The sequence below is a fragment of the Streptomyces sp. NPDC058457 genome (assembly GCF_042720695.1).
Lineage (GTDB): Bacteria > Actinomycetota > Actinomycetes > Streptomycetales > Streptomycetaceae > Streptomyces.
The window spans coordinates 74,478-92,982 of sequence record NZ_JBHXLU010000003.1 but is presented as its reverse complement, the minus strand read 5'-3'; the positions used below and the strand labels follow the sequence as shown (position 1 = coordinate 92,982).

Genomic DNA, 18,505 nt, shown 5'->3' with positions numbered 1-18,505 from the left:
CAGTCGGAACTCAGCCGGCGTCCGCCACAGCCCGCTCCAGCCGCCCGAACGCCTCCTCCGCCGCCCGCACCGCACCCTCCCGCACGTCCTCGACCCGCTCCCCCGCCGCGATCCGCCGCCAGTTGTCCTGCGCGAGGATCCGCTGTACGGCGATGATCTGGCCGGCCGCCAGTCTGGCCTCCAGGGTGCCGCCGAGGGCCTCGGCGAGCGCGGCCTCCGACCTCTCCAGGTAGGCGTACTGCCGGGCGACCAGGGTGGGGGTGCTGTTGAGCAGGGTGTGGAAGGCGAGCACCTGGGGGTGGTCGTTGAGCCCGGTGATCGGGTCGCCGCGCCGGAGTCCGTCCAGGAAGTGGGCCCGCAGCACGCCGACCGGGGACCCGGCCCCCGCGACCAGCCGCGCCGCCTCCGTCTCGTGGTCGGCGATCCGGTGCAGGACCAGGTCCTCCTTGGCCGGGAAGTACCGGAACAGCGTGGGCTTGGAGATCCCGGCGGCGGCGGCCACCTCGGCGACCGACACCGCGTCGAACCCCTTCGCCAGGAACAGCCGCACGGCGATGTCCGACACGTCCTCGTACATCCGCCGCTTCTTGCGCTCACGCAGGCCCATCTCACCCATGGGGGGAGCCTACGCAGCGGTGGTCAGAGCGAGGTCCCCTGTGTCACGGCGCCTTCTCACCGGGGACGGAGCCGTGCTCGCGACACCACCGCATCAGTGCCGTCACGATCCTGCGGGTACCGGGAACCTCTTCGAGCCCCAAGGAAGACGCGGCGACGGCCAGCACCTTGCGGAGCTTGAATGCGGCGGGCGCGATCTGCCACCAGCTCGGCTCCGGGTCGGCATCCAGTTCCAAGGCGGTGCGGATCACATCGGTGAAGACGGACTGGGCCTTCTTGTAAGTGAGCAGACGTTCCAGGTCGTCCCCCCAGCCGTTCGAGCTGCCGACACGGACGCCCTCAACGGTCTCGCACCAGCGCTGGGCGACAACACGCTCCTGTCGTGCCGGATAGCGCATCAAATGGAGATGCGTTGCCAGGTCGTACAGCGGGTCGCCCAGCATTGCGAGTTCCCAGTCGATCGTCCACAGCGTGGACTCGGCGTCGACGATGAAGTTCTCACGATGCAGATCGGCATGCAGCAGACAGAAAGGGCGTCTCTCCAGCCCGAAGACGTTCTTCCGGAGATGCCTGAACGAATCTTCACCCAGCCAGAGGTCATCGAAAAGTCCGGCGAACCGCTCCAGGTTCGCCCGGTAGACCCGCTGCTCGGCGAAAAGGACGAGTCGCTCCAGAAAACCGTCCGTGTCACCATCATCGGGACGGTCGTCGAGCCTGCACCGCCGTTCGACCGAAAGAGAATCAGGCCGAATCCCGACCATCTGCCGGAACAAATCCATGATCTGATCGAGGAAATTATCGGGGACCATGGTCCCCGATTTATGAAAATAAGCGAGCGTCTCCCCTTCGATGAAACTCTGCAACCCGACGCCATCAACGTCGATAATATCCGGAATTCTGAGAATCTGACCATGGAGAGCTCTCAGCAAGTTCTCCTCGGAAGAGAAGCATCGACGATCGAACCAGAGAAGGTCGGCACGCGGTTCGCGGCATTTCCAGCGCCCCGATCGCCCACCCTCCATTTCCCTGGACAGCGGAAAGACATACGTCTCGTGGTGGTAACCGTGGAGCGGTCCTTCGACCACGCCCTCGTCGCCACTCATCTCGACCGCGTGCAGCCGAGCAAGGGAAGCCAGTTCGAGTGACATTGCCCGTTTCCTTCGCCGTGACCCTTCCGAAGGGTGCAGAAGTGGGAGCACGGTACTCCTGTGCTGGCGTGCATCGTGCCAGACGTCCACGACTCGTCGAACCCGGTCTCGCCGCACAACGACTGGACGCACATATGTGCAACGATGAATCACCCTGCGTCCACTCACTCCGCGTCCCTCGCGCGCCATGAGCTGCGGTGCTGGCCGCCGCGCGCGACGTGGTCCACACTGGCCGAGGCGACAGGAGGAAGCCCATGAGCAGCGCAGCCGATCACGGTGCGGCTCTGCGGGAGTTGCTGACGGACGTGCACGCCGTACTGCTCGACTTCGACGGACCCGTCACCGACCTGTTCCGCGGCCGGTCGACGGCCCCCGTGGCTCTCGAGATCAAGACGGCCGTACGGAAGGTCTGGGACCACGTCGATCCCGAGGTCGACGCGTGCGACGATTCCCACGGCATCCTCCGCCTGCTGCGGGAGATGTACGACCGGTCGGCCCCCGGATCGCTCGATCCCCAGGGGCTCGTCGCAGCCGAGGAAATCGTCACCGGATACGAGTACGAAGCCGTCAAGACAGCGAGGCCGGCCCCCCATCTGGTCAGCCTCGTCGACATGCTCTTCAAGCACGGTCCGCCCCTCGTCGTCGTCAGCAACAACTCCGACGGGCCCATCTGGGAGTTCTTCAAGGGCGAGCGGGTCCAGCGGCAGGAGAAGGTCTACGCCGTCGTGGGCCGCGACCCACTCCTACGAGATATGAAGCCCCACCCAGGTTCGGTGAAGCGCGCCCTGAAGTGCGTCGACCTGCCGCCCGAGTCGGCTCTTCTCGTCGGCGACCAGTTGACCGACCTCAGCGCGGCACAGCAGGCCGGAACCCCCTTCCTCGGATACACGCAGTCGCCCGAGCGCGCGGCGCAGATGACGGAACTCGGCGCGAAGTACGTCGTGTCCTCCCATAAACCCCTCATCGAGGCCGTGAAGAGCAGGTCGAGTCCCAACTGACCTTCTGGTGCTGCGAAGTGACGCCGGGCATGATGGCTGCACGGAGAGCTACCGGGCAGCGTCGGCGCCGCGAAGCAGCGGCGCCCACAGGGGGTTTGGGTGTCTTCTCGCAGTCCAGCCGGCAATGGCCCGACCAGACTCGACCGTATCCGGTCCACGCTGGGCAGCTGGAAACCCCGCATCGTCAAGTCGGCGCTGGGACTGACCGCCGTCCTGCAAGGTGCCGGAGCTCTGATCGGTCCGCTCGGCGACGCCCTCAAGGACCAGCAGCTACTGGGGGGTTCCTTCGCATCGCTGATCGCCCTCATCCTCTACGACGCCATCAGCGAGTCCGGCTCCAAAGAGGCCGCGGGTGTCTATGTGTTCGCCGACTCGGACAGATTGCACGATGAATTCAGGGAGGCCTTCAGCGCCCGCAGCGTGCACGTCGATTTCTCCGGTTTCACCATGGAGACGCTGCTTGAGGCGATTGCCGTACCGATGCGGAAGATGGCCGACCGAGAAGTACACACGGTCGAGCTGCATTTTCGCATCATCATCGCCCACCTGAACCTTCCGATGGGGCTGCCCGGAGGCCTCGTTCCGGCACCGCGAACGGGCGAATCAGACACTACGAAGTATTATTTCGCGGACTCCCCGAAAAATCGCGAACGCATGCGCGACGAGTTCACCAAACCCAATTGGACGAGACTCAAGGGCATGCTCAACGCCATACAGGCAAAAAATCCGAGAATGGCCATATCGTGCGAGATCCGGGAGGCGACGCAGATACCGGATCGGAAGCTGTACATCCTGAACCGCGAGCGGGTCTTCACCACTCCCTACGGGATCGAGCCGGACACTGTCGGGCCGCAGGAGAACCAGTACGAGATCCTCGACGCCCAGGGATTCGCGCCACTCTACGGCCGAGCCCGTTACATCGGCTGGGATCTGAAGTCGAATTCCCATCCGGTCAGAGAGATCGCGGATCATCACATCGCCTGGTACGAGAATCTGTGGCAGAAGCTCGGCGAGATCAAACCAGAACACCCTGTGATCAGCGACCCCCGGTGGACACGTCCGAGACAGCAGAGCACGTCCGCATAGCGAGGCTAACTCGCGAGCAGGTTCCAGACCGACTCGAACCAGGACCGCATCTGCAGCACGAAGACCGATCCCGGCGAGTCCGGGTCGGCGTCCTCGACGTGGTGCGTCAGCATGGCTCCCAGTCCCAGGACGTCGAGCACCTCCATCTCCTCGTCGGTGTCCAGGATGATGAGCCGTCGGATGACCTCGTAGAGGGCGTGCAGCACCTCTGTGCTGTTGATGACGTAGAGCTTGAAGGTCGGCACCAACCGCACATGCCGGATCTGGACGTCGACGGACTGTACGAGTTGCTCGGCCTGCAGGTCCCGCAGCGCGGTACGCAGCGATTCCGTGTGCCGGTCGGTGATGGCGCGCAGCCGCTCCTGTGGGCGCGGATCGTCCTTGTCCTGCCTGCTCACGGGATACGGCAGGTCGAGCAGAGGATCAGGCAGCAGCAACCGCACGGCGATCCTGCAGGGGGCGATGACGCCGGCCCGGATCCGCTCCGCCTGGAGCCGGATGTGGGTGTCGAGGGACTCCGAGGTCAACGTGAAGACGTCCAGGGAGACTTCGGGCTGTTCGAACGCCTCGCTTATGAGTGGCCCCATCATCACCTGTCGTGACCTGGTGGCCTTGGCCGTGGTGGACTGCGCGCGCTGGACGTTGACGACCCGTGCCGGGCTGCCCTGGCGGGATTCGATCCACCCCTCGTTGCCCAGTTCGCGCACCACCCGCTGGACGGTGTCGCGGGAGACCCCGAACTCCTTGGCGAGCCTGCCCTGTGCGGGCAGTTCGGCACCCTGCTGGTACGTCCCGTCCGTCATCCGGGCCCGCAGCGCCTCGGAGACCTGCCGGAACGCCTTGCCACCACCGTCACCCGCCTGCCTGGCCGCCATACAGCGAACGTTCCTTTCCCAACCTCCGTGCAAACACGACCTGGTCAGGCAGGAAGCCCTGCTGCCGCACCCGGGTTAAGGGATCAACCTGCCCGGGTATGCCTGGCATTGACCGGCAACCAGGCAGGCGCCGCCTAATGCCGGAGTATCTCCAGCAGCGGCCACAAGGACCCCACCACGTACCCCGCGCCGGCCTCGGTCAAGAGCTTGGCTTTCCGTGCGTTACGCGCGTAGCCCAGAAACGGCACCCCGGCCGTCCGGGCCGCCTGGAAGTCCGTCGGCGAGTCGCCGATCATCAGGGCCGCGCCGGGGGCGGCGCCCATCGCGTTGAGGGCGCGGTTGAGGCAGTGCGGGTCGGGCTTGAGGCGGTGCAGGTCCTGGGTGCGGCCGTAGATGTGCGGGGCGAAGCAGGGGGTCAGGGCGCGGTCGTCGAGGTAGGCGCGGACCACCCGGGGGGAGTTGTTGGTGGTGACTGCCATGCGGGCGCCACGCGCTCGCCACGTCTGGATGACGATGTCCGCGAACGCCGTGGGCATCGCCGTCGACGTGGCCCGCAGCTCCTCCTTGGTGAGACGTTCCTCCAGCTCCGCCACCAGGTCGCTGCCGGGGTGCCGGCGGTCCACCGCGCGCAGCACGAGGTGTGGGTCGAGGGAGTCCCGCTCCGTGTCCGTGACCAGGCTGTGCAGGCCCTGGTCCGCCAGCCACTCGACCAGCTCGCCGGCCACGCCCGCCGCCGAGTGACCCGCGAACAACCGGCAGATCGGCCCGTCGAAGTCCCAGAGGACGACCCGGGCGTCTCTGACCAGTTCCGTGAGCTCTTCGGTCGCGTTCTTGCTCTTGGCCGCCACCAGTTCAGTCTGCGTCGTATCAGAAGTCACTAAGAGAGTGTCAGGTCCGTCGTGATGGTTTCCCAGAGGGCGTCGAACCACTTCTGGGATTGGTCCACGAACGCGGCGTCCCGCTGGCCGGTTCGCTTCTCGAAGGAGAAGAGGAGGGACTCCGAGCCGACGGCGTCGTACATGTCGAGCGGGCCGTTCTCCGTCTGCTCCTCGCGACGGGTGACCGTGTAGTACGCGAACAGCGCCTCCGCGCCGTTGAGCAGGTACAGCTTGATCGGCGGGGTGAACGGCAGGGCCCGGAAGGTGACGTTGACGTCGATGTCGTGGGTGGAGCGCAGGGACTGGAGGTTGTAGCGGAGCACCTGGCCCTGGGCATTGCGCATGTCGAGCCAGCGACGGTGCACGGCGTCAACGTCGCCCTCGACCGGGACCGGGAAGGCGAGGTTGATGTCACGGCCGGGGAGGAGGATGCGGACGTCGATGCGCTCGGGGCGGATGCGGCCTTCGTGGATCTGCCGCAGGGGTTCGCCAAGTGCCGGGATGAGGCTCTGCGCGGTGAGGCAGGCGGCGTCGATGCGCACCTGCGGGACGGAGAAGGCCTCGGTGAGGCGGGGGCTGAGGCCGACCATCGTCGGCTGCGGCTCGTCGTGCCGCGACGGGACCGGCCCGGCGATACGCGGCGGACTGCCCCGGCTGACGCTGCTGAGCAGGCCGTCGTCCTGGAGCGCGCGCAGGGCCTGGCGCACGGTCCCCCGCTCCACCCCGAACTCCTCGGCCAACTCGGCCTGCGTGGGCAGTCGGTCGCCCGCCTTGAGGTCGCCGGCGCGGATGCGTTTCCGCAGGGTGTCGGCGATCTCCTGGTGCGTGAACCTGCTTCCACCGTTCACTGCCACGTTCTCCTGAGTCACGACCAAACGCTACAACTTTGATCCATCTGGCGGGAGTTGTTTGAAGGTTGTTTATAAGTAGTAGCCAACTGGGGACAACTTAATCAGAGTTGGTCACCAACTTGATTGAGTTGGCGGAAGCCTTGCTTCCCGACTGAAGGGGGGAACCACCATGCCCGCCGCCCTCGCTCTCGTCTCCGCCGTCTTCGTCATCGGCTTCGAGCAGATGGTCCAGTCGAAGTACGGTGCCACTGGCATTATCGGCCTGCTGTTGCTCACAGTGGGGGTCAAGGCCAAGAGTCCGGCGTTCAGCTCCGCCGGCGCCGTCCTGCTCGCCCTGGTGCTCACCGGGCCTGCCCTGTAGGCACCCGGGCCCGTCCTGTGGGCACCTGGGCCCGTCCGGTCCCGGGGCCCTAGGACGTCAGGTGCAGCTCAGAACTGATCGTCTCCCACAGGGCGTCGAACCACCGCGTGGACTGGTCCACGAACGTGGTGTCCCGCAGCCCCGCGCCCTGTTCGAAGGCGAAGAGCATCGACCGCGTGCCCTCGGCGTCGTACGTCTGCAGGTGCTCGTGGTCGATCTCCCGCTCGTGGCGCCCCAGCGTGTAGTACGCGAAGAGCGCCTCCGCCCCGTTGAGCAGGTACAGCTTGACCGGCGGGGTGAACGGCAGGGCCCGGAAGGTGACGTGCACGTCGATGCCGTGCGTGGCGCGCAGCGCCTGCAGGTTGTGCCGCAGCACCTGGCCCTGTGCGTTGCGCTGGGCCAGCCAGCGGTCGTGCACCGCGTCCTCGGCCGAGGCGTCCACCGCCGTCGGGAACGCGAGGTCGATGTTCCGGCCCGGCAGCAGCACCCGGACGTCGATCTTGGCCGGTTCCAGACTCCCCGCGTGGATGAGCCGCAACGGCCCGCCGAGCGCGAGGTTGAGCGAGACCGAGGTCAGGCAGAGCGCGTCGATCCTCACGTGCGAGGCCGCGAAGGCCGCCTCTATGCGGGGGGTGAGGGCCACCATGGTCGGTTGCGGCGCTGCCGCCGCGCCCACCGCGGACCGTGCCGGGCCCGGACCCTGGGCCACCGTCGCCGGAGCACCCTTCGAGACGTTGATGAGCAGGTGCTCCGACTGCAGGATGCGCAGTGCCTGCCGTACGGCCCCGCGCTCGACGCCGAACTCGTCGGCCAGTTTGGCCTGGGTGGGCATGCGCTGGCCCGGCCGCAGCACCCCGGACCTGATCCGGGTGCGCAGCTCGTCGGCCACCTCGCGGTGTGACGCCTGAGGCCGCTGTGACCTCTTCCGCCCATTGACGGCGGCGAGTTCCGGGTCCACGGACAAACAGTACAACTTCCCGCCATCTTTCGGCAGTTCGCGGGAAGGTGGTTATGAGTCGCATCCAAGTGGAGATAAGTACTGTTGAGTTGGTCACCAACTCATGCAACATGGTCAAACTTCCTCGGCGGTTGGCCATCCGGGTTCCCTTCCGGAGGGGAGCCGGGAGCCCGGTCCACCAGGGCCGGCTGTCGGGGCGCACGACCAGCACAGTCACAACTGAACACCGACAATCGAACACAGGCAGACCCGCACAGCCACAACTTCACAGCTCGCTACGGATGAGCAGCACAGCACAGGCTCAACAGCACCGACACAACTGAACATGGTGATTCAGGCACCCGACCCCGGGGGGAACCCGGGGAGCAACCAGGAGGAAGGAGACCCGTCTCAGAAGATGTCCGGGCACCAAGGCCGCCCGGACGCGCGCAGCAGGGCGTCGGCCTCCCGGGCGGCGCCCACTCGCTCTTCCTGGACCCGTCCGAGCGCGTGCAACCGCGCCACGGACTGGTCACCGAGCCAGACACTCGCCAGCTCGGCGACGCCGAGGGCGAGGTCGGGGGTGTCGGTGGTCGGGGTGCAGGACGCCCCATCGGGGGAGGCGTCCAGCCGGAACCGGCCGCCGGCCAGCCCCTGCCGGTCCGCCACCTCAAGGACCAGCGAGCCCGCCCTGTCGTACGTCCGCGCCTCCAGAGCCCGTACGACGTCCAGGATCCGCACCCACAGCCAGTCCGCCTGGTTGGTGACGCGTGCGGCACGCGGGTCGGGCAGGTAGTGCGGCAGCAGGTCGTCCGGCGACCGCCAGCCGGTCTTCACCCGGGTGATCCAGTCGATCGAGCACAGGTAGTGCCACAGCGCGCGCTCGGCCGCCGGGGTCGTGCCGAGCAGCCAGTGCACGTCGGCCGTGTTGTACGGCTGCTTGCCCTGCCAGTTGTCGTCCGACTCGTAGGACGCGATGCCCTCCACCTCGCCGGCCGCCGAGCGGTACACCGCGAAGTAGGGCTCCTTCCACTCCTCGTCGAAGCGGACCACGCCGGTCCGCAACTGCCACCACAGATCGCTGCGGCTGACCGCGCCCGGGGTGCTGCGCCGGATGCGTTCATGCAGGTCGGGGCCGAGCTTGCGGATGTCCTCACCGTCGACGAGGTCGATCCGGCCGCCGTCCCCGGGGCCCGACCAACGCGGGTCCAGGCCGGTCCGCGGGACCTCGATCGTCCACTCCGTCAGCGTGGTCGCCGGGCCGAAGCCGTAGCGGCCGTAGATCGGGTACTCGGCGGCGATCAGGGTCGCGACGACGTCTCCGCGCTCCTTCGCCGCGGCCAGGTCCTGGCTCATCATGCGGGTGAGCAGGCCGCGGCGGCGGTGGGTGGCGGTCACGGTGACGTTCGAGATGGCGTCGGCGGGGACGGTCGCGCCGCCGACCGCGGTCAGCTCCTGGTCGAAGGAGCGGAACGTCGCCACGCAGCGGGGGCCGTCGAAGGCGCCGAGAAGTCTGCCCGGTACGAACTGCCTTCGGCGGGCCTCGAGTTGGTCGGCCGAGAGGGTGGGGGTCTGGAGGAAGCCGGTGGACAGGGCCCGGTGCCAGTCGGCTAGCTCGGGTTCGGTTATGGGGCGGACTTCGACGGCGTCAGTCATGACAGCACGGTAGGTGGTGGATCGGGGTGGTGCCGATTCAATTTTGGCTGCGGGTGGGTGGGGGCTGAGCGCGCCCACGCGGCGGAGCCGCATATCGATACAGCCTCGCGCCCCCAAGCAGTCAGCTTCAGGTCAGTAGATCGTCGACCTGCGCCTCGCCCTCCCGGTAGCGCCTCGTGATCTCGCCGCTCGAATCGTCCGCCGTCCGTTGCAGGCGCTGCCTGCGGCGGGACACCTCCTGCTCGTAGCGGACCAGGCGGCCCATCGCCGCCGTCAGTTCGGTGTCCGTGCGGGCCAGCAGGTCGGAGAGTTCGACCTCGGCCAGCATGTCGGCCGCCAGCCTGCCGTACTCCTCGTTGTGCGGGGTGCCCAGGGTGACGTGGCGGGCGGAGGAGCGGTGGCGGGCCGGGGCGTCCGTGAGGATCTCCGGGAGGCGGTCCACGACGGAGGCCGCGCCCGCCGGGGAGCGGCGGGCCAGTTCCGCGCGCAGGATGTCGATACGGCCCTGGAGCAGCCGTCGTACATAGCTCAGGTCCGCCTCGTCGCGCTGCGCGTCCCGGCGCAGGACGCGCAGTTCGGGCAGGCTCAGACGGGCCAGGTCGTGCTCCGGTGGTTCCGCGGGCAGCGGGATGTCCTCGCCACGCTGTGCGGGCGGCCGGTGCAGGCTCTGCACGCTCTGCGTGCCCTGCGTCTTCAGTCGCCCGGTGCTCGGTGTGCTCATGCGTCTCTACCGTCCCCTCGACCGGCGTGTGGAAGCATGGTGTCACCCCAAGTGGCCGCAATGTGACCGAGTGCCCCCGAACGGCCCTAGTTGGGACGTTAAGGATCAATAATGGGCCCCTCGGCAGCCCCCTGTGAGGGCCACCCGGGCACCGGGCATGATGGTCCGCATGCGAGCGGTGGTACAGCGGGTGGACGGCGCGAGCGTCGTCGTGGACGGCGAGACGGTGGGCGCGATCGAGGGCGAGGGGCTGTGCGTGCTCGTCGGCGTGACGCATGAGGACACGAAGGAGAAGGCGGCCCAACTCGCCCGGAAACTCTGGTCGGTCCGCATGCTGGCGGACGAGAAGTCGTGCAGTGACATCGACGCGCCGCTGCTCGTCATTAGCCAGTTCACGCTCTACGGCGACGCCCGCAAGGGGCGCAGGCCGACGTGGAACGCGGCGGCGCCCGGCGAGGTGGCCGAGCCGCTGGTGGACGAGGTGGTCGCGCAGCTGCGGTCCCTCGGAGCGACCGTGGCGACCGGGCGGTTCGGTGCGCAGATGCGGGTGTCGCTGACGAACGACGGCCCGTTCACCGTCCTGCTGGATATTTGAGCAGCTCCCGGCAGTCCCGGGCCAGCGTCACCATGCCGAGTTCCTCAGCCGTGCCGAGCGCGGTCCGGGCCAGGCCGTGGGCGGTGGCCAGGGCGGCGGGCGAGCCGGTACGGATCCGGGCGCGGGCCTCGTCGAGGCGGAGCCGGGCCATCTGCGCCGGGTAGCGCTGCGCCAGGCGTACGGCCCGGGCGAGGTGCCCGAGCGCGGTCTCCGGTTCGCCGGCGACGAGCGCGAGCAGGGCGCTGAAGCGGGCGGCGGGGCCGAGGAGCACGGTGGGCCAGCCGGCCAGGACCAGTTCGTCGCCGTGCGCGTCGAGGAGGGCGCGCAGCGCCGGGACGTACGCCGACACCTCGGTACGGCGGTCCGTGCGCTCCGCCAGGTCGGCACAGACCAGGGCGAGGGTCGCCGCGGTGGGCAGGGCCCAGCCGCTCGGCGGGAACCTGGTGAAGTCGCCGGCGTCGGCGGCGAACGCCCGGAGCTGGTCCGCGGCCTGTTCGTACCGTCCGGTCGCGCACAGCGCGAGGGCGAGGCCCGCCCGCCACACCGGGAAGTAGCCACGGCGCTGGACGCCGGCCATCCGCGGGGAGGCGAACAGCTCGGCCAGGCGGCCCTGTTCGTGGCGCAGCCAGTACTCCTGGCCGAGCACGGTCTGGCTCAGGGCGTCCGCGGGCATCGAGAGCCCGGCCTCCATCGCCGCCGCCACCTGCCCGGCCTCCCCGAGGATCCACCCCTCGGCGGCGGCGAACTCCCCGCGCCACAGGTTCATCAGGGCGTCCAGCGTGCCCTGTTGCCAGTGCGCGAGCCGGCTGCGGTGCCGGGCCGCGTACTCCCGGTGCAGGCTGAGCGTCGCCTCGGCGGCGGGCACCCGGCCGGTGCGCAGCTGGTCGATGGCGAGGGCGACCAGCGCCTCGCCCTGAAAGTAGGCGGAGTGGGAGCGGACGGCGAGGTCGCGGAGTTCGGTGGAGAGGGCGAGCAGGGTGCGGGCGGGCTCGAAGTCGTACAGCGCCCAGCGGGTCTCGGTCAGGACCTCGCAGCGGGCCTCGTCGCCCACGCCGCCGGGTGCTCCGGCCGGCCGGCGGCCGCGCTCGCGCAGCTCCGCCAGCGCCTGGCGGGCCAGCCGGGCGCCGGTGCGGGGTTCGGCGCCGGTGACCGCGGTGTCGTCGCCGATGGCCATGGCGAGCTTCTTGGCCCGGTGGGCGGTGAGCTGGAGCCGCAGCTCCACCGCCCGGGTGTCCTCGCGGCCGGCCAGCGCGGCCAGGCAGGCGTCGATGCGGAACAGCAGGTCGCGGTCGACCTGTCCGGGGTCCGACCAGCGCCGGGCGCTGCGGACGACGGCGTGCGCGCGGGCCAGCTGGTCGCCGCCGGCGGCCTCGTAGGCGGCCCGGTAGTGCTGGCCCGCCTCGTACATCTCGCCGAGCAGGTGGCGGGTGTCGCCGCGCCGGATGTGCTGGTCGAACCCGGCGCCGTAGTCGCTCGGCCGGGCGGGCGGGGGCGCGGCCGGGGCCGGATCGGGAGGCGGGCGGCGCCGGGTGCCGCGGACGGGCTGGTCGGCCTCGTCCCGTCTCTCGTGCTGCTCGGGTCCGGGCGGCAGCAGGGCGAGCAGGGTGCCGTCGGCCCGCAGGGCGGCGTCACAGCGCTCGGCCAGCAGCCGGCCCGGGGGCCGCAGGCCGTTCTCCACCCGGCTGAGGTAGCTCTTGCTGTAGTGCACCCGGCGGGCCAGCTCGGCGAGGGAGAGGTCCGCGGCCTCCCGGCGGACGCGCAGCGCCTCGGCGAACTCCTCCTGCGGTGTCACGGCGCCTCCCCCCGAGGGCACGCCGCTGATCGGGTCGAACACGTGCACACCGTGTCCAAGTGGTCGCTGCCCGTTGCCAATTATGGAGTGTCAACGGCATATCTCGCAGCGTGCTTGCGGACATCCACAGCCTGTGGACCGATCCCCGCGGCGGGGCTACGGCTCGACGATCACTTCCTGTGCCGCGGCCGTCTCCCCCGCGATCAGCCGGGCGTCCGCCGGGATGTTGCGCTTGACCAACGCCAGGGCCACAGGACCCAGTTCGAAGTGGCGTACCGACGTCGTCACGAAGCCGACCTTCCGGCCGTCCGCGCCCTCGTCGGCCACCCGGATCTCGGTCCCGTGCGGCGGCAGGTGGACGTCGCTGCCGTCCAGGTGGAGGAAGACCAGGCGGCGCGGCGGCTTGCCGAGGTTCTGCACCCGGGCCACCGTCTCCTGGCCCCGGTAGCAGCCCTTCTGGAGGTGCACCGCGGTGCCGATCCAGCCCAGCTCGTGCGGGATGGTCCGGTGGTCGGTCTCGAAGCCGAGCCGGGGCCTGTGCTGCTCGACGCGCAGCGCCTCGTAGGCGAGCAGCCCGGCGGCCGGACCCGCCTTCCGGGCGTACGACTCCAGGTCGGCGCGGGGCAGGAAGAGATCACGGCCGTACGCCGTCTCGCGGACGACGACTCCGTCCGGCACCTCGGCGATCGAACCCGCCGGCAGGTGGACGACCGCGAAGTCGTCCGTCCGGTCGGTGACCTCCACCCGGTAGAAGAACTTCATCGACTCCAGGTAGGCGATCAGCGCCTCCTGGGTGCCGGGCTCGACGTGGGCCCAGACGGTCGTACCGTCGTCGACCAGGTACAGCGCGTGCTCGATGTGGCCGTGCGCGGAGAGGATCAGCGCCTCGGTGGCCTCGCCGGCCGGCAGCTCGCTGACGTGCTGGGTGAGCAGCAGGTGCAGCCAGCTCAGCCGGTCCTCGCCGGTGACGGCCACGACCCCCCGGTGGGAGAGGTCGACGAAACCGGCGCCGTCGGCGAGGGCGCGCTGCTCGCGGAACAGGTCGCCGTAGTGCGCGGCGACGCCTTCGTCCACGCCCTCGGCGGACACCGCGCCGGGCAGGGACAGCAGGGGGCTCTTCATATGACTAAGCCTACGACTCGGTAATTGAACTCTGGACGGACACGGACGCGGGGGATGCCGCCTTGGCTCTCTTCAGCGCGCAGTCCTTGCAGCGCCCGAAGATCGCGAAGTGTTTCATGTCCGTCTCGAAGCCGAAGTCCCGCCGCAGCTTGGCGGTGAACTCCGCGGCCACCGCCACGTCCGCCTCGATCACGTTCTCGCAGTCGCGGCAGACCAGGTGGATGTGGTGGTGCCGGTCCGCGAGGTGGTAGGTCGGCGCCCCGTGCCCGAGATGGGCGTGGCTGACCAGCCCCAGCTCCTCCAGGAGCTCCAGGGTCCGGTAGACCGTCGAGATGTTGACCCCCGACGCGGTCTTCCTCACTTCACCGAGGATGTCGTCGGGGGTCGCGTGCTCAAGGGTGTCCACGGCTTCGAGCACGAGTTGCCGCTGCGGCGTCAGCCGGTAGCCGCGCTGCCTGAGGTCGCTCTTCCAGTCGGTGCTCACCACACCGAAAGTCTAGAACTACTTCTAATGTTCGGAACTACCTGAAGTGATCAGAACTACTTGAAGAACGCGATGCCGTCGTCCGGCATGTCGTCGGGGAGGGCCTTGGCCCAGCGCTCGACGTCCTCCGGGGTGACGACCTTCTTCAGGTGGGCCGACATGTAGGGGCGCAGCTCGACCTCGGGGGTCTGCTTCTCGCCGACCCACATCAGGTCGCTCTTGACGTAGCCGTAGAGGCGCTTGCCGCCGCTGTACGGGGCGGAGGCGGCGGTCCGGGCCACGGCGTCGGTGACCAGGTCGATCTGGGGCTTCTTGACGGCCATCTCGCCGTACCAGATCTCGATCACGCCGTCGTCGCGGACCATCGTGACCTCGACCTTGCGGTCGGCGTCGATGCGCCAGAAGCCGGACTCCGACTCCAGCGGACGGACCTTGTTCCCGTCGTTGTCCAGCACCCAGGTGTGGGAGCGGTACTCCAGGAAGTCCCGCCCGTCGTGGCTGAAGCTGACCTCCTGGCCGAAGTTGCACTTCTCCGAGCCCGGGAAGTCGTGGACACCCGCGCCTGCCCAGCTGCCGAGCAGGAAGGCGAGCGGGACCAGGTCCTTGTGCAGGTCGGACGGAATCTCGATCATGAGTGGGGGTTCCTAGAGTCGGACTCGGTTCAGCGCTGGCCCTGGTACAGCTTCTTCACGGTCAGCCAGGCGAAGGCGACGACGCCGACGCAGACCAGGACCAGCAGGGTTTCGAAGAAGGCTTCCACGGATGCTCCTTGAGCGAGGGCGGTCGTACGTACAAGAGCCGGGCCCCAGCTTACGCGGCCCGGGCCCGGCCCTCTTGGCGAGGTACGCCCGCGCGGGGTCAGCTCAGCAGCTCGCCCTGCAGGGTCACGGTCTGCCGGAAGGGGACGGCGAGCGCGCTGCCCTTCCGGGACTGGACGATCACGGCGACGGTGTCCCCTGAGGCGAGATACGCCTCGCGGACCTGTTCGGCACCGTACGGCCTGGCCTCGTGGACCAGGACCGTGCGCACGTCCGCCACCTGCGCCGCCTTCGGGAGGAGGTCGTCCGGCTCGAACGCGTCGCCGCCCCGTACCCGGTAGATCGGCGCCTCGTTCACCGTGAGCTCGTCGCCGAGGACGTGGTCGGCGACCGCCCCGGTGTCGAACTGCAGCAGGTAGACGCGGGTGTGCGTGCCGTCGGCGGTGGTCCAGCCGCGGGCCGCGATGTGCCGGAGCCCGTTGTCGGTGAGCCGCCGGCCCACGTCCTCGCGGTCGGGCGCGAGCGAGAACTCCTTGAGGAACGTCTTCGTCGCCAGCCAGCCGTCCGTCCCCTTGAGCGACGCGTCGGCGGTCGCGCCCTTCGGCGCGGGCAGGACGAGTCCGCGCAGGTCGGCGTAGTGGGTGCCGGCCGGGTTGCGGGTGTCGTCGTTCGGTCCTGGGCTGCCGGCGGGCAGCGGGGGCCTCACGAGGACGGGGTACGCCCAGCGGCCGTCGGAGTGCGTGGCCAGACCGGGTACGTCGGTGCGGTCGAGACTGGTGATGCCGTACGCCGTCCCGCCGCCGACGACCGCGAAGACGGCCACCGCGGCGCCCCAGCGGAGCGCGGCACGCAGCAGGCGCCGGTCCTTGGGGGCGGGCTGCTGGGGCTGGACCTCGGGAAGGTCCACGGGGTCCACGGGGTCCACGGGGTCCACGGGGTCCACGGGGCGGTTCTCGGGTACGTCGGCGACGGCGACGTCGGGTTCCGGCTGCTGGTTCACTTCCATGGTCATACGGCCGCCCCCGGCTCCTTGATGCGGTCGAGCTGTGCGCGGAGCATGTCCGCCGCGCTCTGCTTGTCCAGCGGCTTCGCCGCGGTGGCCGTCGTGGTGACCAGGATGTCGCCCACGTAGCCGGAGCAGAACATCGTGTCGAGCTTCACGTCCTTGCCGACCGGCGTCAGGAAGCACGCGGTCGAGTCCTTGTACCCCTTGATCTCCGGGCCCTTGCGGAACACCTTCAGCGCGTCGAGGAGCTCCTTCTGGACGCCCGCCATGGAGCGGACCGTCCGCTGGTTCCCCATCTGCGCCAGCACGATCTCCATCGTGTACGGGTAGCCCGGCTCGTCCCTGCTCACGTAGCTGCGCATGGCCATGCCCCTGACCGGGTTCCGGTCGATCTGCCGCTCCAGCTCCCGCCGCTGCGAACGCGGCAGGTCCTTGATCGACTCCTTGCGCAGCAGGGTCGCCTGGGCACCGGTCAGCGCGGCGTCCGACCCGAACCCGGCCATGTCCGGGCCGCGCCCGTACGTGTCGGTGCCGTACGGCAGCAGCATCCCCTGGAGACCGGTGGCCGAGGCCGCCTTCGTCTCCTTGGCGGCCTTCGGAAGGCTCCAGACGGGGGCGCCGGGGTCGCGGTCCGCGTCGTGGACGGTGACCACGGTCCAGGCACCGGCGGCGAGCACGGCCGCGACCAGGACACCGACGGCGGCGACGGTGGCGATACGGCGGGGGTTGCGGGGGCGCTTGGGGGTGGGGGCCGGGGTGGGGGCCGGGGCGGGGGCCGCAGGCTCAGCTGCTGTCGGCTCGGCAAGCGTCGGCTCGGCGGCGGCAGGCTGCTGGGCGGGGGTCGGCTCAGGGGTCACGGAGGTTTCCGGGTTGTCGCTCACAGCTGCTCCATCTGCCGCTTCGCGAGGTCCAGCACCTTCGCCTTCGGGATCGGCTTCGTGTCGTAGATCCAGACCTGCATCTCGATGTCCCCGCGCCACGCGTGCGCCTCCGCCGAGTACACGTTCACGCCGTAGGAGGTGTCGGGCCTGGAGCGGACGTACGCCATGCCGTCGCCCGTGCCGGGTATCGGCCAGCTGTGGGTGTCGTAGTTGTCCGGCGTGATGGCGTAGTAGTTACCGTCGGATGCCGCGTCGGCGGCCTCCGTGCCCTTCTCCTCCTGGCGGAACTGGATCAGCCTGATCTGCACGCTGAACGTGCTGCCCTCACGCCAGTCGGTGACGGCCGCGCGACGGAACTCCTCGTCCTCGGTCAGGCTCCGGAAGGCCCCCGCCGGGTACTTGAAGGTGTCCGCGTACTCGGCGAGGTCCATCCACCCGTCCTCGCCCACCTCGACGACCCCCTTGCCCGCCCCGCGCGGCTTCTTCAGCAGCAGCTTGCGCAGATCGCCGTCGACCTTGACCTTCCGGTCCTGGGCGGCCGACAGCGGCTCCGGGCCGGCGCCCTTCGCCTGCGCGATCGACGGCTGGGAGAGGGGCGGCAGGGCGGTGGGCGCACGGTCGGCCTGCACGAGGTAGCCGACACAGGTCCCGGCCGCGACACCGAGCACGGCGGCGCCGGCGATCAGCGCAGCGGTACGGCGAGCCGTTCCTGGTGGCGTATCCGGTGGCGTATCCGGTGGCGTTTCCGGCCGAGGTTCCGGAGGTGTCTCTGATTCATCCATTTCGTCCCCCTGTGCACAACGGGAACGTGAATTCCTTGATCCACGCCCCACAGGAGACTCATGGTCCACTCAGTGAGTTGTACAAGGATTAATTACGATCAGGACACCGCCGCGAGCCCGACGACCACCCCCGCCGCGAGCAGAAGCGCGAGGTTGAGGGCCACTTGGCGGTCCCCCGTCTTCAGATGGACCCGGACCGCGCCGATCTGAAGCACGACGAACCCGACGGCGGCGGCCGGCCCCAGCCAGGGCGCGACCCCGGTCAGACGCGGGAGGACCAAGCCGACCGCACCGAGCACCTCGACGCCCCCGATCGCCCGCACGGTCGCCATCGGCATGCCGTCCACCCACGCCATCATCGGCCGCAGCCGCTCCCGGCTCCGTACGACCTTCAGCCCGCCCGCGTAGAGGTAGAAGAGGGCGAGCAGACCGGCCACGATCCAGTACGCGACGCTCATGAGGCGGGCTCGGTGGCGTAACGGCTCATCACGTCGATGTTCGCCTGCCGGGTCGGCGCCTCGTCGGCCGCGAACATGTCCCGCAGGTCCCGGAAGTACTGCACGTACAGGTCGGGCGTGAACGTGCTGAGCATGACGGCCGGTTCACCGGTGACGTTGGCGAAGGTGTGCGGGGCGCCGGGCGGCACCATGACGAGCGTCCCGGCCCCGGCGTCGTACTCCTCGTCCCCGACCGTGAAGCGCACCGAGCCGGAGATGACGTAGAACCCCTCGTCGTGCCGGGCGTGCCGGTGCTGCGGCGGCCCTGGGGTGTGCGGCGCGAGGACGGACTCGGCGAGGCCGAGCCGGTGGCCGGTGGTACGCCCGTCCTCCAGGACGCGCATACGGGTGGTACCGAGCATCAGCACCTCACCGTCGCCGGGGCCGACGACGGATACAGCCGGGGTGTGGTCGTGAGTGGTCATGCTCCGATTCGACGGCGTGGGCGGTACGGCCGTCCAA

The 18,505-nt window shown here is 69.4% G+C and carries 21 protein-coding genes; 4 read left to right on the top strand and 17 right to left on the bottom strand.

The window, feature by feature from the left end:
• Positions 1-10: 10 nt before the first annotated feature.
• Both ACFWPS_RS03940 and ACFWPS_RS03935 read right to left on the bottom strand, forming a co-directional pair.
• Positions 11-616, bottom strand: a complete 606-nt coding sequence (locus ACFWPS_RS03940; RefSeq protein ID WP_383700629.1) for a TetR family transcriptional regulator — start codon at positions 614-616, stop codon at positions 11-13.
• Between the two features lie 43 nt (positions 617-659).
• Entirely contained in the window at positions 660-1,763 is a 1,104-nt protein-coding gene (locus tag ACFWPS_RS03935) for a phosphotransferase (RefSeq protein ID WP_383700627.1), read from the bottom strand.
• A 254-nt stretch (positions 1,764-2,017) separates the two neighbouring features.
• Here ACFWPS_RS03935 and ACFWPS_RS03930 point away from each other — a divergent pair, with 254 nt between their 5' ends.
• Together ACFWPS_RS03930 and ACFWPS_RS03925 are read left to right on the top strand one after the other, a co-directional pair.
• Positions 2,018-2,761, top strand: a complete 744-nt coding sequence (locus ACFWPS_RS03930; RefSeq protein WP_383700625.1) for an HAD family hydrolase — start codon at positions 2,018-2,020, stop codon at positions 2,759-2,761.
• 99 nt (positions 2,762-2,860) lie between these two features.
• A complete protein-coding gene (locus ACFWPS_RS03925; RefSeq protein ID WP_383700623.1) occupies positions 2,861-3,847 on the top strand; it encodes a hypothetical protein in 987 nt (328 codons plus the stop codon).
• 5 nt (positions 3,848-3,852) lie between these two features.
• Here ACFWPS_RS03925 and ACFWPS_RS03920 read toward each other — a convergent pair whose 3' ends face one another.
• From ACFWPS_RS03920 to ACFWPS_RS03910, 3 genes are all read right to left on the bottom strand, one after another.
• Complete coding sequence (locus tag ACFWPS_RS03920; RefSeq protein ID WP_383700621.1) at positions 3,853-4,722, bottom strand: winged helix-turn-helix domain-containing protein; 870 nt, start codon at positions 4,720-4,722, stop codon at positions 3,853-3,855.
• Between the two features lie 134 nt (positions 4,723-4,856).
• Positions 4,857-5,570 carry an HAD family hydrolase gene (locus ACFWPS_RS03915; RefSeq protein WP_383700619.1) on the bottom strand — a complete coding sequence of 238 codons (714 nt, stop codon included), beginning with the start codon at positions 5,568-5,570 and terminating at the stop codon, positions 4,857-4,859.
• A gap of 29 nt (positions 5,571-5,599) precedes the next feature.
• Positions 5,600-6,475: a GntR family transcriptional regulator gene (locus ACFWPS_RS03910; RefSeq protein WP_383700617.1), complete on the bottom strand. Its 876-nt coding sequence runs from the start codon at positions 6,473-6,475 to the stop codon at positions 5,600-5,602.
• A 145-nt stretch (positions 6,476-6,620) separates the two neighbouring features.
• On the opposite strand from ACFWPS_RS03910, the gene ACFWPS_RS03905 reads away from it, so the two are divergent.
• Positions 6,621-6,812, top strand: a complete 192-nt coding sequence (locus tag ACFWPS_RS03905) for a hypothetical protein (RefSeq protein WP_383700615.1) — start codon at positions 6,621-6,623, stop codon at positions 6,810-6,812.
• 49 nt (positions 6,813-6,861) lie between these two features.
• Here the strand turns inward: ACFWPS_RS03905 and ACFWPS_RS03900 are convergent, their stop codons facing one another.
• The 3 genes from ACFWPS_RS03900 to ACFWPS_RS03890 form a co-directional block, all read right to left on the bottom strand.
• Complete coding sequence (locus ACFWPS_RS03900; RefSeq protein WP_383700613.1) at positions 6,862-7,776, bottom strand: winged helix-turn-helix domain-containing protein; 915 nt, start codon at positions 7,774-7,776, stop codon at positions 6,862-6,864.
• Between the two features lie 384 nt (positions 7,777-8,160).
• Positions 8,161-9,405: a GNAT family N-acetyltransferase gene (locus ACFWPS_RS03895; RefSeq protein ID WP_383700611.1), complete on the bottom strand. Its 1,245-nt coding sequence runs from the start codon at positions 9,403-9,405 to the stop codon at positions 8,161-8,163.
• Between the two features lie 127 nt (positions 9,406-9,532).
• Positions 9,533-10,126 carry an aerial mycelium formation protein gene (locus tag ACFWPS_RS03890; RefSeq protein WP_383700609.1) on the bottom strand — a complete coding sequence of 198 codons (594 nt, stop codon included), beginning with the start codon at positions 10,124-10,126 and terminating at the stop codon, positions 9,533-9,535.
• A 169-nt stretch (positions 10,127-10,295) separates the two neighbouring features.
• Between ACFWPS_RS03890 and dtd the strand changes: the two genes are divergently transcribed.
• Positions 10,296-10,721, top strand: coding sequence for a D-aminoacyl-tRNA deacylase (gene dtd / locus ACFWPS_RS03885; RefSeq protein WP_383700607.1), 426 nt, complete (start codon positions 10,296-10,298; stop codon positions 10,719-10,721).
• Here the strand turns inward: dtd and ACFWPS_RS03880 are convergent.
• The 9 genes from ACFWPS_RS03880 to ACFWPS_RS03840 all read right to left on the bottom strand — a co-directional run bounded on the left by ACFWPS_RS03880 (position 10,699) and on the right by ACFWPS_RS03840 (position 18,468).
• Positions 10,699-12,513, bottom strand: coding sequence for a helix-turn-helix domain-containing protein (locus ACFWPS_RS03880; protein WP_383700605.1), 1,815 nt, complete (start codon positions 12,511-12,513; stop codon positions 10,699-10,701). The genes dtd and ACFWPS_RS03880 overlap by 23 nt on opposite strands.
• A 156-nt stretch (positions 12,514-12,669) precedes the next feature.
• Positions 12,670-13,635, bottom strand: a complete 966-nt coding sequence (locus ACFWPS_RS03875) for a YgfZ/GcvT domain-containing protein (RefSeq protein WP_383700603.1) — start codon at positions 13,633-13,635, stop codon at positions 12,670-12,672.
• 10 nt (positions 13,636-13,645) lie between these two features.
• Positions 13,646-14,122: a Fur family transcriptional regulator gene (locus tag ACFWPS_RS03870; protein WP_383700601.1), complete on the bottom strand. Its 477-nt coding sequence runs from the start codon at positions 14,120-14,122 to the stop codon at positions 13,646-13,648.
• Positions 14,123-14,175: 53 nt separating this feature from the next.
• The gene (locus ACFWPS_RS03865; protein WP_383700599.1) at positions 14,176-14,751 is read right to left on the bottom strand and encodes an FABP family protein; all 576 of its coding nucleotides are present in this window, start codon (positions 14,749-14,751) and stop codon (positions 14,176-14,178) included.
• Between the two features lie 226 nt (positions 14,752-14,977).
• Positions 14,978-15,883 (bottom strand): hypothetical protein, encoded by a 906-nt coding sequence (locus ACFWPS_RS03860; RefSeq protein ID WP_383701019.1) that lies wholly within the window; start codon positions 15,881-15,883, stop codon positions 14,978-14,980.
• A gap of 2 nt (positions 15,884-15,885) precedes the next feature.
• Positions 15,886-16,764, bottom strand: coding sequence for a hypothetical protein (locus ACFWPS_RS03855; RefSeq protein WP_383700597.1), 879 nt, complete (start codon positions 16,762-16,764; stop codon positions 15,886-15,888).
• Positions 16,761-17,432, bottom strand: a complete 672-nt coding sequence (locus ACFWPS_RS03850; RefSeq protein ID WP_383700595.1) for a hypothetical protein — start codon at positions 17,430-17,432, stop codon at positions 16,761-16,763. Before ACFWPS_RS03850 ends, ACFWPS_RS03855 begins: the two co-directional genes overlap by 4 nt.
• Before the next feature lie 212 nt (positions 17,433-17,644).
• Positions 17,645-18,004: a DoxX family protein gene (locus ACFWPS_RS03845; protein WP_383700593.1), complete on the bottom strand. Its 360-nt coding sequence runs from the start codon at positions 18,002-18,004 to the stop codon at positions 17,645-17,647.
• The gene (locus tag ACFWPS_RS03840; RefSeq protein WP_383700591.1) at positions 18,001-18,468 is read right to left on the bottom strand and encodes a cupin domain-containing protein; all 468 of its coding nucleotides are present in this window, start codon (positions 18,466-18,468) and stop codon (positions 18,001-18,003) included. The genes ACFWPS_RS03845 and ACFWPS_RS03840 overlap by 4 nt, the downstream gene beginning before the upstream one ends.
• Between the last annotated feature and the right edge of the window lie 37 nt (positions 18,469-18,505).

Excerpts from the sequence above, each read along its gene's own strand:
- ACFWPS_RS03940 (WP_383700629.1), bottom strand. The coding sequence starts at position 616 with ATGGGTGAGATGGGCCTGCGTGAGCGCAAGAAGCGGCGGATGTACGAG.
- ACFWPS_RS03935 (WP_383700627.1), bottom strand. The coding sequence starts at position 1,763 with ATGTCACTCGAACTGGCTTCCCTTGCTCGGCTGCACGCGGTCGAGATG.
- ACFWPS_RS03930 (WP_383700625.1), top strand. The coding sequence starts at position 2,018 with ATGAGCAGCGCAGCCGATCACGGTGCGGCTCTGCGGGAGTTGCTGACG.
- ACFWPS_RS03920 (WP_383700621.1), bottom strand. The coding sequence starts at position 4,722 with ATGGCGGCCAGGCAGGCGGGTGACGGTGGTGGCAAGGCGTTCCGGCAG.
- ACFWPS_RS03905 (WP_383700615.1), top strand. The coding sequence starts at position 6,621 with ATGCCCGCCGCCCTCGCTCTCGTCTCCGCCGTCTTCGTCATCGGCTTC.
- ACFWPS_RS03895 (WP_383700611.1), bottom strand. The coding sequence starts at position 9,405 with ATGACTGACGCCGTCGAAGTCCGCCCCATAACCGAACCCGAGCTAGCC.
- ACFWPS_RS03890 (WP_383700609.1), bottom strand. The coding sequence starts at position 10,126 with ATGAGCACACCGAGCACCGGGCGACTGAAGACGCAGGGCACGCAGAGC.
- dtd (WP_383700607.1), top strand. The coding sequence starts at position 10,296 with ATGCGAGCGGTGGTACAGCGGGTGGACGGCGCGAGCGTCGTCGTGGAC.
- ACFWPS_RS03875 (WP_383700603.1), bottom strand. The coding sequence starts at position 13,635 with ATGAAGAGCCCCCTGCTGTCCCTGCCCGGCGCGGTGTCCGCCGAGGGC.
- ACFWPS_RS03865 (WP_383700599.1), bottom strand. The coding sequence starts at position 14,751 with ATGATCGAGATTCCGTCCGACCTGCACAAGGACCTGGTCCCGCTCGCC.
- ACFWPS_RS03860 (WP_383701019.1), bottom strand. The coding sequence starts at position 15,883 with ATGGAAGTGAACCAGCAGCCGGAACCCGACGTCGCCGTCGCCGACGTA.
- ACFWPS_RS03845 (WP_383700593.1), bottom strand. The coding sequence starts at position 18,004 with ATGAGCGTCGCGTACTGGATCGTGGCCGGTCTGCTCGCCCTCTTCTAC.
- ACFWPS_RS03840 (WP_383700591.1), bottom strand. The coding sequence starts at position 18,468 with ATGACCACTCACGACCACACCCCGGCTGTATCCGTCGTCGGCCCCGGC.